The following is a 14,332-nucleotide window of genomic DNA, read 5'->3' as shown; positions in this document are numbered from 1 at the left end:
CTTGGTCAGGCGGTTCGGTGACGATGGCGGGCCAGGCGGGTGTTGAGGATGCCGCGCACGCCGAAAATGATCGAGGCCAGATAGACCGCGCCGGCCGAAAGGATGATCGCGGGGCCGGAGGGCAGCGACGCATGGTAGGACAGAAGCAGCCCGGCCACGCACGCGGCGAAGCCGATGGCGATCGCCAGCCCGCACATCGGCCCGATCCGTGTCGTCCAGAAGCGCGCTGCTGCGGCCGGCAGCATCATCAGCCCAACCGAAAGCAGCGTGCCCAGGGCCTGGAAGCCGCCGACCAGATTGAGCACGACCAGACCGAGGAAGATGAAATGCACAGGTGTGCCCAGCCGGCTGACCGAGCGAAGGAACAGCGGATCGAGGCATTCGGCGACCAGAGCACGCCAGAACACGGCGAGCGTCAGCAGCGTCACCCCCGTGATCAGGGAAATCAGCGTCAGGGCGTCGTCGTTGAGGGCGAGCACCGTGCCGAAGAGGACGTGCATGAGGTCGACGCTGGAGCCGCGCAGCGAGACGATCAGCACGCCGAGCGCCAGGGAGATCAGATAGAAGGCGGCCATCGAGGCGTCTTCCTTCTGCACGGTGAAGCGCGAAACCGCGCCGGCGCCGAGCGCGACAACGACACCGGCAATGAGCCCGCCCACCGTCATCGGCACGATCTGGAGACCGTAGAGCAGATAGCCGGCAGCCGCGCCCGGCAGGATCGCATGCGCCATGGCGTCGCCCGTCAGGCTCATGCGGCGCAGCATCAGGAACACGCCGACCGGACAGGAACTCAGCGACAGCAGCAGCGAACCGGCCAGCGCGCGCTGCATGAAGCTGAACTCGACGAAGGGCGCGATCAGGAAGTCATACATGGTCAGGCCGCCGGTGCATGGCGGTGATGATGGTCGTCGCCGTCATGGGAATGATCGTGGTCCGGCCCACCGTGTTCGTCGTGATGATGGTGCTTGTCGTCGTCGACGTGGCACCAGGGAGCATCGTCGTGCCAGGCCTCGTCGAAGCGGCGGGCGCGCATCAGGTTCTCGGGATGGAGCGCCTCCTGCGTGGCGCCCCAGGCGATCGGCTGGCGCGCCAGGAGCAGCGTTTCCGGGAAATGCGACCGGACCAGTTCCAGGTCGTGGACGACCACCATCACGGTGCGCTTTTCCCCGTGCCAGCGCTTGATCAGCGCGACGAGGTCGCCGACCGTCTTGCTGTCGATCGCGTTGAACGGCTCGTCGAGCAGGATCAGTTCGGCATCCTGGACCAGAACGCGTGCGAACAAGGCGCGCTGCAACTGGCCGCCGGAAAGCGTGTCGACGGGGCGCTTCTCGAAACCTTCGAGCCCGACCGCCGTCAAGGCCTTCGCCACTGCCGCGCGGTCCTCCTTGGTGAACCGACCGAGCAGCCCGCGCTTCGGCCAGAGGCCGAGCGACACCAGGTCGACGACACGCGCGGGAAAGCTGCGGTCGAGTTCGGACTGTTGCGGCAGATAGGCGATACGCGTGTTACCGGCGAGGGTGCAATGTCCGGCCATCGGCTTCAGTACACCGACGATGCCCTTCATCAGGGTCGACTTGCCGGATCCGTTGGCGCCGACGACGGCCGTCAACGAGCCCGCGCGCACCGTGCCGTTGAGATGATGCACGGCCGGATGGCTGTTATAGCCAAGCGTCAGGTCGCGGAATGTCAGGCAGGCATTGCTCATAAGGATCCGGGCGGTTACGGATGTCGGCCCTTGGATATGTAATACCATTACATCTGTCAACCGGTCGGATGATGATCGCTGTGCGCGCGTCAGGCAAATGAAGCCGGAGGGGCGCTCTTCCTGTAAGTGAAAGGCACGCCCTGAGCTTGATCTGAACAAGAGATGAGCGCAGTTTGAGCGGAGTTGTCATCTGATAGTGGACTGTATCTGTGGAGAGGCCTGTCACGGCAATGCATTTCATGGAAGACGGATCGCCGTACCTGTCGGCAAGCCGCGTTTCGGAGTTCTTGGGCATTACGCGGTCCGAACTGGCCCAACTTGTGGGCGTGGCGCGCAATACCTTGGCGGCCAAGTCCGGCGCTCGGAAGGTCGACCAGGCCCTTAGTCCGGTCGTGCGCATCCTTGCCATGACGGCTGGGATGGCAGGCGGCGGCGACAGCGCGGCCGTGTGGTTCAAACATCAGCCGATCCCGGGCTGGGCCGGCAAGACAGCTTACGATCTCGTGGCGGAGGGCAAGGGAGACAAGGTGCTGGCCTATCTCGAGACGGTGCGCTCAGGCGTCTATTCCTGAAGCATGCGGGAACGATACACCGCGGGAATTCGCAACGCCGCGTCCTGGCTCTGACTGTGTGTGTCCCTGGCGGGTGGAAGCCGATTGCGAATCCGGGTTATGAGCGCGGAAAGCGGTACGGTTCCAAGGAGGACGAGAAGAGATGGCCGACGAAATCATCACCGATGTTGCGATCGTCGGCGCAGGCATGGCCGGCATCGGCTTGGCCGCCGATCTCGCTGGCGACTTCGACGTGGTCGTGCTGGAGCAGGAGAGCCGTCCAGCCTATCATTCGACCGGACGTTCGGCGGCGATATTCATCCAGAACTACGGCAATGCCGCCATCCGGGCGCTCAGCCGGGCCAGCGCGCCGCTTTTCCACGGTGCCGAGCCAAATATTTTCCCGACTCCGCTGCTTACCCAGCGCGGCATCCTCTATGTCGCAGACGAAGGCGGGCTCGATGCCCACGACAAGCTGATGGAGGAGGCCGAGGGCCTTGTCGAGCTGACTCCCGAGCAGGCGATCGCCATGGTGCCTCTGCTGCGGCCGGAATGGGTCAGGGCCGGCGCCTATGAGCAGGACGCCCAGGACATCGATGTTGATGCACTGCACCAGGGCTGGCTGCGCAAGGCGAGGGCGGGCGGCATGCGGCTGCTGACGGATGCGCCGCTCACGCGAGCCGAAATGCGGTCGGGTCAATGGATCATCGAAACGCCGAAGGCGACGATCCGGGCGAAAGTGCTGGTCAATGCCGCCGGCGCCTGGGCCGACATGGTCGCAGGACTGGCCGGGCTGCCGCCGATCGGCATCCAGCCGATGCGTCGCTCGATCGCGGTGCTCCCTGCGCCCGACGGATACGACATCAGGAGCTGGCCGCTGGTCGGCGATGCCGCCGAAAGCTGGTATGCCAAGCCTGATGCCGGACGCCTGTTCGTCTCGCCGGCGGAGGAAATACCGGTCGAGCCGCATGACGCCTTCGTCGATGACATGGTCCTGGCCGAAGGGCTCTACCGTTTCGAGCAGGCGATGGCCTATCCCGTGACCCGCGTCGAACGGAGTTGGGCCGGCTTGCGCAGCTTTGCGCCGGACCGCACACCGGTCGCCGGATTCGACCCCGCGGCCGAGGGTTTCTTCTGGCTGGCCGGGCAGGGCGGTTACGGGATTCAGACCTCGCCCGCCTTGTCACGCCTCGCCGGACAGTTGATAAGGCGGGCCTCCGGGGACCTGGAGTCGCTGGCCGAGGCGCTGGCGCCTGCCCGGTTCAGGCCCTGAGAGCGATATTCACGAAGCTGGCAAGCAGGAAGGAACACCCATGACCATTCGCCGTATCGAAGCCGGACCGCGCATGAGCCAGGCCGTCATCCACGGCAACACTGTCTATCTCGCCGGCCAGGTTGGCTCGCCCGGCAAGAGCGTCGCCGAGCAGACCAGGGATATCCTCGCCACCATCGAGAACCTGCTGAAGCAGGCTGGCTCCGAAAAGTCCAAGATCCTTCAGGCGACGATCTGGCTTGCCGACATGGCCGACTTCGCCGAGATGAATTCGGTCTGGGACAAGTGGGTCGACGGCCCCAACGCCCCGACCCGCGCCACCGGCGAAGCCAAGCTGGCAGCCCCGGAATACAAGGTCGAGATCATCGTCACCGCGGCGCTCTGAGCGCCGTATTTCGTTCCGGACCGCAAAGTGGCCGGATGATGTTCATCGAACACGGCGCGGCGTCGATCGACGCCGCGCCGAACCGGCGCGTCACCCTTCGGTCGGTGTGAAGCGGGCGACGAGCCGGTGGCTGTCGCCGGGGTAGATCAGTCTCACATGGGTGATGGGGCGTTCGGCATTCCAGGTCCGCCGCTCGATCACCAGACAGGCTGCGCCGGCTTCGAGATCGAGCGCTTCCGCAGTCGCTTCGTCGGCCTCGGTCGCACTGATCGCGTGCTCGGCGGTACTCCAGGGCACGCGGCCCGTCAGCCACGGGCCCGGCGCGATATCCAGGAATGTTTCGTCGGCGGCTTCGGGAACGGCGGCGAGATTGATCAGCCTTTCCTCGAAGCAGAATGGCCGGCCGCCGGCGAAGTGGCGACAGTCGAGCTGAAGCACCGGTCCGCCTGACGATGTGCCGAGCCGGTCGCGGTCGTCGCGCGCGGCCTTGCGTTGCTGGCGTGAGGCAAGCTCGTAGCGATAGGGCAGGCCGAGCGCCTCGACTTCCGTCCGGATGTCATGGATCTCCAGCACCGCTGCCTGCGAGCGCGGTCGGGTCACGAAACTGCCCGAACGGCGGCGACGTTCGATGAGCCCGGCCTTGGCGAGCTGCGACAGCGCCTTGTTCACCGTCATGCGCGAGCATCCATATTCGGCCGTCAGCTCGTGCTCGAAAGGGATGCGGAAACCCGGCGGCCATTCCCCGGAGAGGATGCGGTCGCGGATATCGTTCAGGATGCGCTGATGCAGCGACTGCGCGGGCGCTTCCATATCCATCGCTGTCGCTCCCCGCGCGCCGACCCTAGTGCCGCTCGGCCAAACCCTTCATCACCGAACGGTAGCGCCCGGCGATCGCGTCGCGCAAATGGTGACGGCCGCCTTCCACGAGTTTCTTGCCACGCACCCAGACGCAATCGACAGCAGCGCCGTTGGCGAAGATCCAGGCGTCGAGGATGGCGTCGCCGGCCTTGCCGGTGAGCGATGGATGGTCGGCGCCGAGCGATACCAGGTCGGCCGAGGCTCCGGCGGCGATCGTCGCCGGCCCCGCGCCGAGTGCGATCGCGCCGCCATCGAGGGCGTGGTCGAACAGCGCGCGGCCGTTCGACTGCCCCGGTTGGGCCAGAACGTTGCGGGCGCGATGAAGAAGACGCTGCGAATATTCGAGCTGGCGCAACTCGTCGCCGAGGCCGATCAGCACGTTGGAATCGGAGCCGATGCCGAAACGGCCGCCACGGGCCAAGAAGTCGGGCGCCGCAAAAGTGCCGTCGCCGAGATTGGCTTCCGTGACGGGGCAGAGGCCTGCGACCGCGCCCGATAGGGCCATGGAGGTCGTTTCGGCCGCCGTCATGTGGGTGGCGTGGATCAGGCACCAGCGGTCGTCGACCGCGGCGTTGCCGAGCAGCCATTCGACCGGCCGTGCGCCCGACCAGGCGACGCAATCCTCCACTTCGCGGGTCTGCTCGGCCACATGGATGTGGATCGGGCCGTTCGGCGCGAGCCGCAGGACGGCGCCGAGCTCGTCGGGGGTGACGGCACGCAGGCTATGCGGCGCCAGGCCCACGATCGCCCCTTCGAACTTGCCGGCCGCGGCGCGTGCGCCGTCGAGCAGCGTGCCGAAGCCGTCGATCGAATTGATGAAGCGGCGCTGACCCTCGTTCGGCATGGCACCGCCGAAACCGGAATGGGCATAGAAAACGGGCAGCAAGGTCAGTCCGATCCCGGTGGCGGAAGCGGCGGCCACGATGCGTTCGGCCATTTCGGCGACGGCGGCATAGGGCCGCCCATCCGTATCGTGATGCAGATAGTGGAACTCGCCGACGCGCGAGAAGCCGGCCTCCAGCATCTCCACATAGAGCTGCGCGGCGACCGCCTCGACTTCATCGGGGGTCATCGACAATGCAAACCGATACATGACCTCGCGCCAGCTCCAGAAACTGTCGGCGCCGGGGCCGCGCGTCTCGGCAAGGCCGGCCATGCCGCGCTGGAAGGCGTGGCTGTGAAGGTTCGGCATCCCGGGCAAGATGATGGCGTGGCGCTCGTCGCCGGCCTGCGGCGCAGTGTCGGCCTCGGTCGAGACGATGACGCCATTCTCGATGGCGATGCGCACGGCATTCCGCCAGCCGTCCGGCAGCAGGGCGTGCTCTGCGAAAACTCCCGGCATCGTCGCGCGTCTCCCTCAAATGCTCATCGAATATGTATATACATTATCGGCGAGCTTGCGAAGAGGGATGAAGCGTTGGGAGGCGTTTGGCTCATTTGCGCGAACGCAAAAGGGCGACGCTGACGGCGCCGCCCTCCTTCAAGGCTTTCGGAATGAAAGGCTACTCGGCAGCCTGCACTCTCAGCACGCCGCGGCGGATCTGGTCTTCCTCGATCGATTCGAACAGGGCCCGGAAATTGCCCTCGCCGAAACCTTCGTCGCCCTTCCTCTGGATGAATTCGAAGAAGATCGGGCCGATGACGGTCTTGGAGAAGATCTGCAGCAGGATCCTGGTCATGCCGCCGTTCACGACGCCTTCGCCGTCGATCAGTATGCCGTGTTTCTTCATGTGCTCGATCGGCTCGTCATGGCCGTTCACGCGCGCATGGGACATCTCGTAATAGGTTTCCGGCGGGCCAGGCATGAATTTCAGCCCGTTTTCGGCCAGCCTGTCGGTGGCGCCATAGATCTCGTCGGTGCCGACGGCGATGTGCTGGATGCCCTCGCCCTTGTATTTCCTGAGATATTCCTCGATCTGGCTGGTGTCGTCCTTGGATTCGTTCAGCGGAATACGGATCTTGCCGCAGGGCGACGTGATGGCGCGGCTGACGAGCCCGGTGATGCGGCCGTCTATGTCGAAATAGTGGATCTGCGTGAAGCCGAACAGGTCGCGGTAGAAGGCCCACCATTTGTCCATATTGCCGCGATAGACGTTGTGGGTGAGGTGGTCGAGATAATAGAATCCGACGCCTTCGGGCCTTGGGTCGCGCGCGCCCAGCCATTCGAATTCGGCGTCATAGGCCGAGCCTTTCTTTCCATATTTCTCGACGAAATAGAGCAGCGACCCGCCGATGCCGACGATAGCCGGCACGTCGAGCGACTTGTCGTCGCCTTCATAGGGCGTGGCGCCCTTGGACACGGCATGCTCGAAGGCGTGCCTGGCGTCGACCACGCGCCAGGCCATGGACGGCGCGCAGGGGCCATGCTTCTCGACGAACTTCATCGCGTGCGAGCCGGGCTCCGCATTCACGACATAGTTGATGTCGCCTTGCCGCCAGACCGTAATGTTCTTGGCGCGGTGCTTGGCTACCTGGATGTAGCCCATGCGGGTGAAGAGCTCGGACAGCTTCGAGGGATCTGTATGGGCGAATTCGACGAATTCAAACCCGTCGGTGCCGGCCGGGTTGGCTTCGCTGATCCTGGCGGGTGGCGCATCGTGCGGGAAGGGTCCCATCATATCCTCCTGTGGCAGCGGAGAAATTCCGTCGCAAAATCCTGAGATGGAGGTGATTGTAACGCACCTGCTTCGCAAGAAGTGTGCGAAGCGATCGGTAGTTCGGGCTTCCTATGCACGAAGCGTGCAGAAATGCGGCCATGAATGCACAGCGCTCAATTTCGGCGCCGGACCAGGGGCTCTCGGCAAGATCGAGCCGCAGGACGGCAAGATGTTATGATCCTCGGACGGTCGCGTTGATGGTTACATTTTCAATGGTTACGAATGCAACAAATCGGCCGCCCGACTCCAGGGCGGCATCAAGGGAGAAGCACCATGGCCTATTCCTACATGCCGGGGTTCGGCAATGACTTCGAGACGGAGAGCCTGCCCGGCGCGCTGCCTCAGGGCCGCAACTCGCCGCAGCGGCCGGCCTACGGCCTCTATGCCGAGCAGTTCTCGGGCTCACCTTTCACCGCGCCGCGCGGGACCAACGAACGCTCCTGGCTCTACCGCATCCGCCCGAGCGTCAAGCACACTGCGCGCTTCAAGACTACCGAACTGAAATATTGGAGGTCGGCGCCCAATATCGGCGACCACGAGCTGGCGCTGGGCCAGCTTCGCTGGAATCCCGTACCGATGCCCAATGTTGCGACCGATTTCATATCGGGCATCCGCACGATGACGACCGCGGGCGACGTCTTCACCCAGGCCGGCATGGCCGCTCACACCTATGTCGCCAACACCGACATGGTGGACGATCATTTCTTCAACGCCGATGGCGAACTCATGATCGTGCCGCAGGAGGGCGGCTTGCGGCTGCTCACCGAAATGGGCGCGATCGAGATCAGGCCGGGCGAGATCGCGGTACTGCCGCGCGGCCTGGTGTTCAAGGTCGAGCTTATGGACGGTCCGGCGCGCGGTTACGTCTGCGAGAACTACGGCGCCAAGTTCACGCTGCCCGATCGTGGGCCGATCGGCGCCAACTGCCTCGCCAATCCGCGCGATTTCAAGACACCTGTCGCCTGGTTCGAGGAGAAGGAGACGCAGTGCCGGCTGATCGTCAAATGGTGCGGCGCCTTCCATGTCACCGAGATCGGCCATTCGCCGCTCGACGTGGTCGCCTGGCACGGCAACTACGCGCCCTATAAATATGATTTGTCGACCTATTCCCCGGTGGGCGCGATCCTGTTCGACCATCCCGATCCGTCGATCTTCACCGTGCTGACCGCGCCGTCGGGCGAGGAGGGCACCGCCAATATCGATTTCGTCATCTTCCCGCCGCGCTGGATGGTGGCCGAGAACACGTTTCGTCCGCCCTGGTATCACCGCAACATCATGAGCGAGTTCATGGGGCTGATCCAGGGCAAGTACGACGCCAAGGAGGAGGGATTCGTTCCCGGCGGCATGAGCCTCCACAACATGATGCTGGCGCATGGGCCGGATGCCGACGGCTACGAGAAGGCGTCGACCGTCGAGCTGAAGCCGGTGAAGCTCGAAAACACAATGGCCTTCATGTTCGAGACGCGGTTTCCGCAGATGCTGACGCGCTTCGCCGCCGAGACCGATGTGCGCCAGGACAACTATATCGACTGCTGGGGCGGCCTGAAGAAGCGCTTCAACGGTACTGTCGAGGGCGATTGGAGTTGAGCGGTGCCCGGTCTAAGCTGTGCGTGACTTGCCGGCGAACCGGCAAGCACCAACGACAATATCGAGGGCTGGAAACCGCATGAAACTCGCCACTTTGAAGAACGGCACGCGTGACGGAAAACTGGTGGTCGTGTCGCGCGACCTGACACGCTTTGCCGACGCCTCGTTCCTGGTTCCCACCATGCAGGCCGCGCTCGACGACTGGCGGCGGATCTCCTCCCACCTGGCCGCGCTCTCGGAATCGCTGGAGCACGGTTCTGTGCCATCCGAGCGCTTCCATGAACATGACGCGCTGTCGCCGCTGCCGCGCGCCTACCAATGGGCCGACGGCTCGGCCTATGTGAACCATGTGGAACTGGTCCGTAAGGCGCGCAACGCCGAGATGCCGGAGAGCTTCTGGACCGACCCGTTGATGTATCAGGGCGGCAGCGATTCATTCCTCGCGCCGCGCGACCCGATCGTGATGGCGGACGAGGCCTATGGCATTGACATGGAGGGCGAGGTCGCCGTGGTTGTCGGCGACGTGACGATGGGCGCGAGCGTGGCGGAGGCGCGCGACGCCATACGGCTCGTCATGCTGGTCAACGACGTTTCGCTGCGCGGGCTCATCCCGGCCGAACTGGCCAAGGGTTTCGGCTTCTTCCAGTCGAAGCCTTCCTCCGCCTTTTCGCCCGTCGCCGTGACGCCGGACGAGTTGGGAGAGGCCTGGGACGGTGGCAGGGTGCATTTGCCGCTCTCCGTCGATCTCAACGGTAAGCCCTTCGGGCGGGCCGATGCGGGCATTGACATGACCTTCGATTTCCCGACGCTCGTCGCTCATGCCGCGAAGACGCGGCCGCTCTCGGCCGGCTCCATCATCGGTTCGGGCACCGTATCGAACAAGCTCGACGGCGGGCCCGGCAAGCCGGTTTCCGAAGGCGGGGCCGGCTACTCCTGCATTGCCGAGATCCGCATGATCGAGACGATCGCAACCGGCAAGCCGGCCACGCCCTTCATGCATTTCGGCGACACGGTGCGCATCGAGATGAAGGACAAGGCCGGCCATTCGATCTTCGGTGCGATCGAGCAGACGGTGACGAAATACGAAAAGGAAAAGTGACCCCAATGGCCCCATCCACCTCGCCAAAGTCTTTCGCCTCGCAGGGCGATCTTGCGGAGAAGAAGATCTCCTTCACAGAGGTCGGCCGCGACCTCTGGGCCTTCACGGCCGAGGGCGATCCCAATACGGGCGTGATCATCGGCGACGACAGCGTGATGATCGTCGATGCGCAGGCGACCCCCAGGCTCGCCGGCAAGGTGATCGAGCAGATCCGCAAGGTCACCGACAAGCCGATCAAATATGTCGTGCTGTCGCACTACCATGCGGTTCGTGTGCTCGGTGCCTCGGCCTATGGGGCTTCCGAGGTCATCATGTCGGAAAAGGCGCGCGCCATGGTGGTCGAGCGCGGGCAGGAGGATTGGGACTCCGAATTCGGACGTTTTCCGCGGCTGTTTCAGGGCCACGAATCCATCCCGGGCCTGACCTGGCCGACGCTCACCTTCAACGACCGCGCGAGCTTCTATCTCGGCAAGCGCCGCATCGACCTGCGTTTCCTCGGACGCGCCCACACGGCCGGCGACATCGTCGCCCATGTGCCCGACGAGAACGTCATGTTCACCGGCGACATCGTCGAATACCACTCGGCCTGCTATTGCGGCGACGCGCATTTCGCCGACTGGCCGGCGACGCTGGAGGCGATCCGCGGTTTCGATCTTTCGGCGATCGCGCCGGGCCGCGGCGATGCCCTGGTCGGCGCCAAGATGGTCAATGAGGCGCTCGACAATACCGCCGACTTCATCCGTTCGACCTACCGGCCGATCGCCCGCGTGGCACAGGGCGGCGGCTCGCTGAAGGAGGCCTGGGACGCCGCTCGCGCCGAATGCGATCCGAAATTCTCGTCCTATGCGATCTACGAGCACTGCCTGCCCTTCAACGTGGCCCGCGCCTATGACGAGGCTCTTGGTGTCGACACGCCGCGCATCTGGACCGCGGAGCGCGACCGGGAGATGTGGGAGCGACTGCAGGGGTGATGGAGCCCTAAGCAGGTTTCGGAAAAGTGTCCTACGGTTTTCCGGCAAAGACCTGCGGCAAGAGAGGCTAGGCAGGCGAAGCGTGGGCGAAGCCACGTAAGCCTGCTTAGGGCGGGCGTTCGGGAGGAGACATGGCGCGATATCAGTATCAGCATTTCGGCTACACGCCGTCGCCCGAAGTCTCGGGCAAGCCCGCACCGGGCCGCTACCCGGTTGTCATCGTCGGCGCCGGGCCGACGGGCCTGTCGATGGCGATCGACCTTGCCTTGCGCGGCGTCGCCTCGGTCGTGCTCGACGACAATGACGTCGTCTCGGTCGGCAGCCGCGCCATTTGCTGGGCCAAGCGCACGCTGGAGATCTTCGACCGTCTCGGCGTCGGCGAGCGCATGGTCGAGAAGGGGGTGACCTGGAAGATCGGCCGGCTCTATCACGGCGACCGCGAGGTCTACAGCTTCGACCTGCTGCCGGAGGACGGCCACAAGATGCCGGCCTTCATCAATCTCCAGCAATATTATGTCGAGCAATATCTGGTCGAGCGCGCGCGCGACTTTCCCGATCTGATCGACCTGCGCTTCAAGAACAAGGTGATCGGTGTCGAAAAGATCGCTGCTGGCGCAGTGGCCAGGATCGAGACGCCGGACGGGACCTATCGACTGGAGGCCGACTACCTGCTCGCCTGCGATGGCGCGAAATCGCTGGTGCGGTCCGAACTCGGCCTGGATTTCGCCGGCAAGCTGTTCGAGGAGCGCTTCCTTATTGCCGATATCGAGCTGAAGGCGGATTTTCCGTCCGAGCGCCGGTTCTGGTTCGAGCCGACCTTCCATGCCGGGCAGTCGGCGCTGCTGCACAAGCAGCCCGACGATATCTACCGCATCGACCTGCAACTTGGCTGGGACGCCGACCCCGAGGCCGAGAGGCGGCCGGAAAACGTCATCCCGCGCATCGAAAAGGTGATCGGCCGCAGCGATTTCGAGATCGACTGGGTGTCGGTCTACACCTTCCAGTGCCGCAGGCTCGAGCGCTTCGTCCATGACCGCGTGATCTTCGTCGGCGACAGCGCCCACATCGTTTCGCCCTTCGGCGCGCGTGGCGGCAATGGCGGCATCCAGGACGTCGACAATCTCGGCTGGAAGCTTGCGGCCGTGCTGAATGCGCAGGCGCCGGAAGCGCTGCTGGCGAGCTACGACGACGAACGTATCCATGGTGCGGACGAGAACATCGCCAACTCGTCGCGCGCCACCAACTTCATGACGCCTAAATCGGCGATGGAGAAGATGCTGCGCGACGAAGTGCTCGACCTTGCCGCCGACATGGTCTTCGCCAGGAAGCTGGTCAATTCCGGCCGCCTGTCCGTGCCTTGCTCGCTCGCCGGGCTGCCGCTGCAGACGCCGTCGGCCGAAGCCGTGCTCGAACCGGGCTCGGCCTGCCTGGATGCGCCGCTGAGGCACGGCGAAACGGATGTCTGGCTGCTCGGCCAACTGAACGGCGGCTTCACGCTGCTGTCCTTCGGCGACCGGCCCCGGATCGAGGTCAACGATATCAAGCACGTCCATGTCTCGCGGCCAGGCGGGGGAGAACTGCAGGATGTTTCGGGCCATGCCTTCCGGCGTTACGGGGAGGGGTTCACCTACCTGATCCGTCCCGACCAGCATGTCGCGGCGGCATTTCGGGCGCCAGACGCCGCGGCGATCGGCGCTGCGCATCGGCGCGCCTTGGGGAGGCCATGACCAATGATCGATCTCGGAAGCGACCGCCTCGGCCCGGCAGGCGATGTGTTTTATGCATCACTGCTCGAGGCTCATGAGGGCCTGTCAGCGGAGGAAAGCGCGCGGCTCAACGCAAGGCTGGTGCTGATCCTTGCCAATCTGGTCGGCGATATCGCCGTGCTTCAGGCAGCACTCGCCAAGGCAAGGGAGCGTTTCGCGAAATGACGACACCGGTCCTCTACGACTACTGGCGATCCTCGGCGAGCTACCGGGTCCGCATCGCTCTCAATCTGCTTGACATCGACTACGAGACAGTCCCCGTCAACCTGCTCGACCGGGAGCACAAGGCGCCGGAACATCTTGCCCGCAATCCGCAGGGCGCCGTGCCGGTGCTCGAGATCGACGGTTTGAGGCTCACCCAGTCGCTGGCCATCGTCGAATATCTCGAGGAGACACGACCGGGCTCCGGCCTCCTGCCGGGCCGGCCGGGCGGGCGGGCACGGGTGCGGGCGCTCTCCTACGCCATCGCCATGGACATACATCCCGTCTGCAACCTCGGTCCGGTCGCCCACGTCATGGAACTCACCAAGGGGGGAGATGCCGTGCGCTCCAAATGGATGAAGAAGTTCATCGGCGAGGGGCTGGCGGCGGTCGAGGAGCTGCTTGACCACTCCAGCACCGGACGCTTCTGTCATGGCGACAGACCGACCATGGCCGACCTCTGCCTGGTCCCGCAAGTCTACAACGCCAAGCGCTGGGACGCCGACATAAGCGGGCTCGAGCGCATCAACGCCATCGTCGCCGCATGCGCGAAGTTGCCGGCCTTCGAAGCGGCATATCCGCGTCAGCCGCAAACATAAGAAGAAACTGATATCGACCTCTCAGCGAAGCTTCATGTGCATGGACAATTGGGCAGAGGAGAGGCTGCGGCATGGCAACAGCAACATCCATCAAACTCGATGACGAGTTGAAAGGGCGGGTGAAACAGCTCACCGAGTCTCGCCGCCGTACCTCGCACTGGATCATGCGCGAAGCCATAGCGCAGTATGTCGAGCGGGAGGAAAAGCGCGAAGCATTGCGGCAGGACACGCTCAAAGCATGGGAAGAATTTCAGGCGACTGGCCTGCACGCCACGGCAGAGGAAGGCGACAAGTGGCTTGCGAGTTGGGGAACTGAAGGCGAACGTCCCGTGCCCATATGCCACAAGTGATATTTGCCCCGGCCGCGATCCGGGACATGCAGCGGCTGTGGGATTTTCTCCGACCCAAGAGCGCCGATGCTGTGAGAAGGGCGGGTGAGACGATCAGGCAAGGCGTGCGGGCATTGGGCACGCATCCGCGGATGGGTCGTCTTGTCGAAGGCCTGCCCGAACAATACCGGGAATGGCAAATCGACTTCGGGGATAGCGGCTATGTTGCCCGTGTCGATGATGATGCCGTAACGATCTTGGCTGTACGACATCAAAAGGAGGCGGGATTCCGATGACCGCGAAGTGTGGCCGCCCGCATGATGATCAAGCCCGTTGAGGGCATCGCAACAG

Annotated in this window: 16 protein-coding genes; 11 read left to right on the top strand and 5 right to left on the bottom strand. The window is 64.3% G+C overall.

Features of this window, described 5'->3' with window-relative positions; translation table 11 throughout:
- Nucleotides 1-5: 5 nt before the first annotated feature.
- Both aztB and aztA read right to left on the bottom strand, forming a co-directional pair.
- Nucleotides 6-872: a zinc ABC transporter permease AztB gene (gene aztB / locus JN280_RS31655; protein ID WP_202308131.1), complete on the bottom strand. Its 867-nt coding sequence runs from the start codon at nucleotides 870-872 to the stop codon at nucleotides 6-8.
- Nucleotides 873-874: 2 nt separating this feature from the next.
- Entirely contained in the window at nucleotides 875-1,705 is an 831-nt protein-coding gene (gene aztA / locus JN280_RS31650; protein ID WP_202308130.1) for a zinc ABC transporter ATP-binding protein AztA, read from the bottom strand.
- A 230-nt stretch (nucleotides 1,706-1,935) separates the two neighbouring features.
- Here aztA and JN280_RS31645 point away from each other — a divergent pair, with 230 nt between their 5' ends.
- The 3 genes from JN280_RS31645 (at nucleotide 1,936) to JN280_RS31635 (ending at nucleotide 3,914) form a co-directional block, all read left to right on the top strand.
- A complete protein-coding gene (locus JN280_RS31645; protein ID WP_202308129.1) occupies nucleotides 1,936-2,277 on the top strand; it encodes an antitoxin Xre-like helix-turn-helix domain-containing protein in 342 nt (113 codons plus the stop codon).
- A gap of 142 nt (nucleotides 2,278-2,419) precedes the next feature.
- Nucleotides 2,420-3,529 (top strand): NAD(P)/FAD-dependent oxidoreductase, encoded by a 1,110-nt coding sequence (locus JN280_RS31640; protein ID WP_202308128.1) that lies wholly within the window; start codon nucleotides 2,420-2,422, stop codon nucleotides 3,527-3,529.
- A gap of 40 nt (nucleotides 3,530-3,569) precedes the next feature.
- Nucleotides 3,570-3,914, top strand: coding sequence for a RidA family protein (locus tag JN280_RS31635; protein ID WP_202308127.1), 345 nt, complete (start codon nucleotides 3,570-3,572; stop codon nucleotides 3,912-3,914).
- Between the two features lie 90 nt (nucleotides 3,915-4,004).
- Here the strand turns inward: JN280_RS31635 and hutC are convergent, their stop codons facing one another.
- From hutC to hppD, 3 genes are all read right to left on the bottom strand, one after another.
- Nucleotides 4,005-4,730: a histidine utilization repressor gene (gene hutC, locus JN280_RS31630; RefSeq protein ID WP_202308126.1), complete on the bottom strand. Its 726-nt coding sequence runs from the start codon at nucleotides 4,728-4,730 to the stop codon at nucleotides 4,005-4,007.
- 25 nt (nucleotides 4,731-4,755) lie between these two features.
- Nucleotides 4,756-6,114, bottom strand: coding sequence for a formimidoylglutamate deiminase (locus tag JN280_RS31625; protein ID WP_202308125.1), 1,359 nt, complete (start codon nucleotides 6,112-6,114; stop codon nucleotides 4,756-4,758).
- A gap of 160 nt (nucleotides 6,115-6,274) precedes the next feature.
- Nucleotides 6,275-7,387 carry a 4-hydroxyphenylpyruvate dioxygenase gene (hppD, locus tag JN280_RS31620; protein WP_202308123.1) on the bottom strand — a complete coding sequence of 371 codons (1,113 nt, stop codon included), beginning with the start codon at nucleotides 7,385-7,387 and terminating at the stop codon, nucleotides 6,275-6,277.
- A 315-nt stretch (nucleotides 7,388-7,702) separates the two neighbouring features.
- On the opposite strand from hppD, the gene hmgA reads away from it, so the two are divergent.
- The 8 genes from hmgA to JN280_RS31580 all read left to right on the top strand — a co-directional run bounded on the left by hmgA (nucleotide 7,703) and on the right by JN280_RS31580 (nucleotide 14,277).
- Complete coding sequence (gene hmgA, locus JN280_RS31615) at nucleotides 7,703-9,016, top strand: homogentisate 1,2-dioxygenase (protein WP_202308121.1); 1,314 nt, start codon at nucleotides 7,703-7,705, stop codon at nucleotides 9,014-9,016.
- 79 nt (nucleotides 9,017-9,095) lie between these two features.
- On the top strand, nucleotides 9,096-10,115 hold the full coding sequence (locus JN280_RS31610) for a fumarylacetoacetate hydrolase family protein (RefSeq protein WP_202308119.1): 1,020 nt from the start codon (nucleotides 9,096-9,098) through the stop codon (nucleotides 10,113-10,115).
- Nucleotides 10,116-10,120: 5 nt separating this feature from the next.
- Complete coding sequence (locus JN280_RS31605; RefSeq protein WP_202308118.1) at nucleotides 10,121-11,086, top strand: MBL fold metallo-hydrolase; 966 nt, start codon at nucleotides 10,121-10,123, stop codon at nucleotides 11,084-11,086.
- A 131-nt stretch (nucleotides 11,087-11,217) separates the two neighbouring features.
- A complete protein-coding gene (locus tag JN280_RS31600; protein ID WP_202308116.1) occupies nucleotides 11,218-12,813 on the top strand; it encodes an FAD-dependent oxidoreductase in 1,596 nt (531 codons plus the stop codon).
- 3 nt (nucleotides 12,814-12,816) lie between these two features.
- Entirely contained in the window at nucleotides 12,817-13,017 is a 201-nt protein-coding gene (locus tag JN280_RS31595) for a DUF2783 domain-containing protein (protein WP_202308115.1), read from the top strand.
- Entirely contained in the window at nucleotides 13,014-13,652 is a 639-nt protein-coding gene (gene maiA, locus JN280_RS31590) for a maleylacetoacetate isomerase (protein ID WP_202308114.1), read from the top strand. The genes JN280_RS31595 and maiA overlap by 4 nt, the downstream gene beginning before the upstream one ends.
- A 71-nt stretch (nucleotides 13,653-13,723) precedes the next feature.
- On the top strand, nucleotides 13,724-14,002 hold the full coding sequence (locus JN280_RS31585; RefSeq protein ID WP_202308113.1) for a CopG family ribbon-helix-helix protein: 279 nt from the start codon (nucleotides 13,724-13,726) through the stop codon (nucleotides 14,000-14,002).
- Between the two features lie 26 nt (nucleotides 14,003-14,028).
- Complete coding sequence (locus JN280_RS31580) at nucleotides 14,029-14,277, top strand: type II toxin-antitoxin system RelE/ParE family toxin (protein ID WP_446720688.1); 249 nt, start codon at nucleotides 14,029-14,031, stop codon at nucleotides 14,275-14,277.
- Nucleotides 14,278-14,332: the final 55 nt, after the last annotated feature.

The organism is Mesorhizobium sp. L-8-10 (genome assembly GCF_016756635.1).
GTDB lineage: Bacteria > Pseudomonadota > Alphaproteobacteria > Rhizobiales > Rhizobiaceae.
This window is presented reverse-complemented; position numbering and strand designations above follow the sequence as displayed.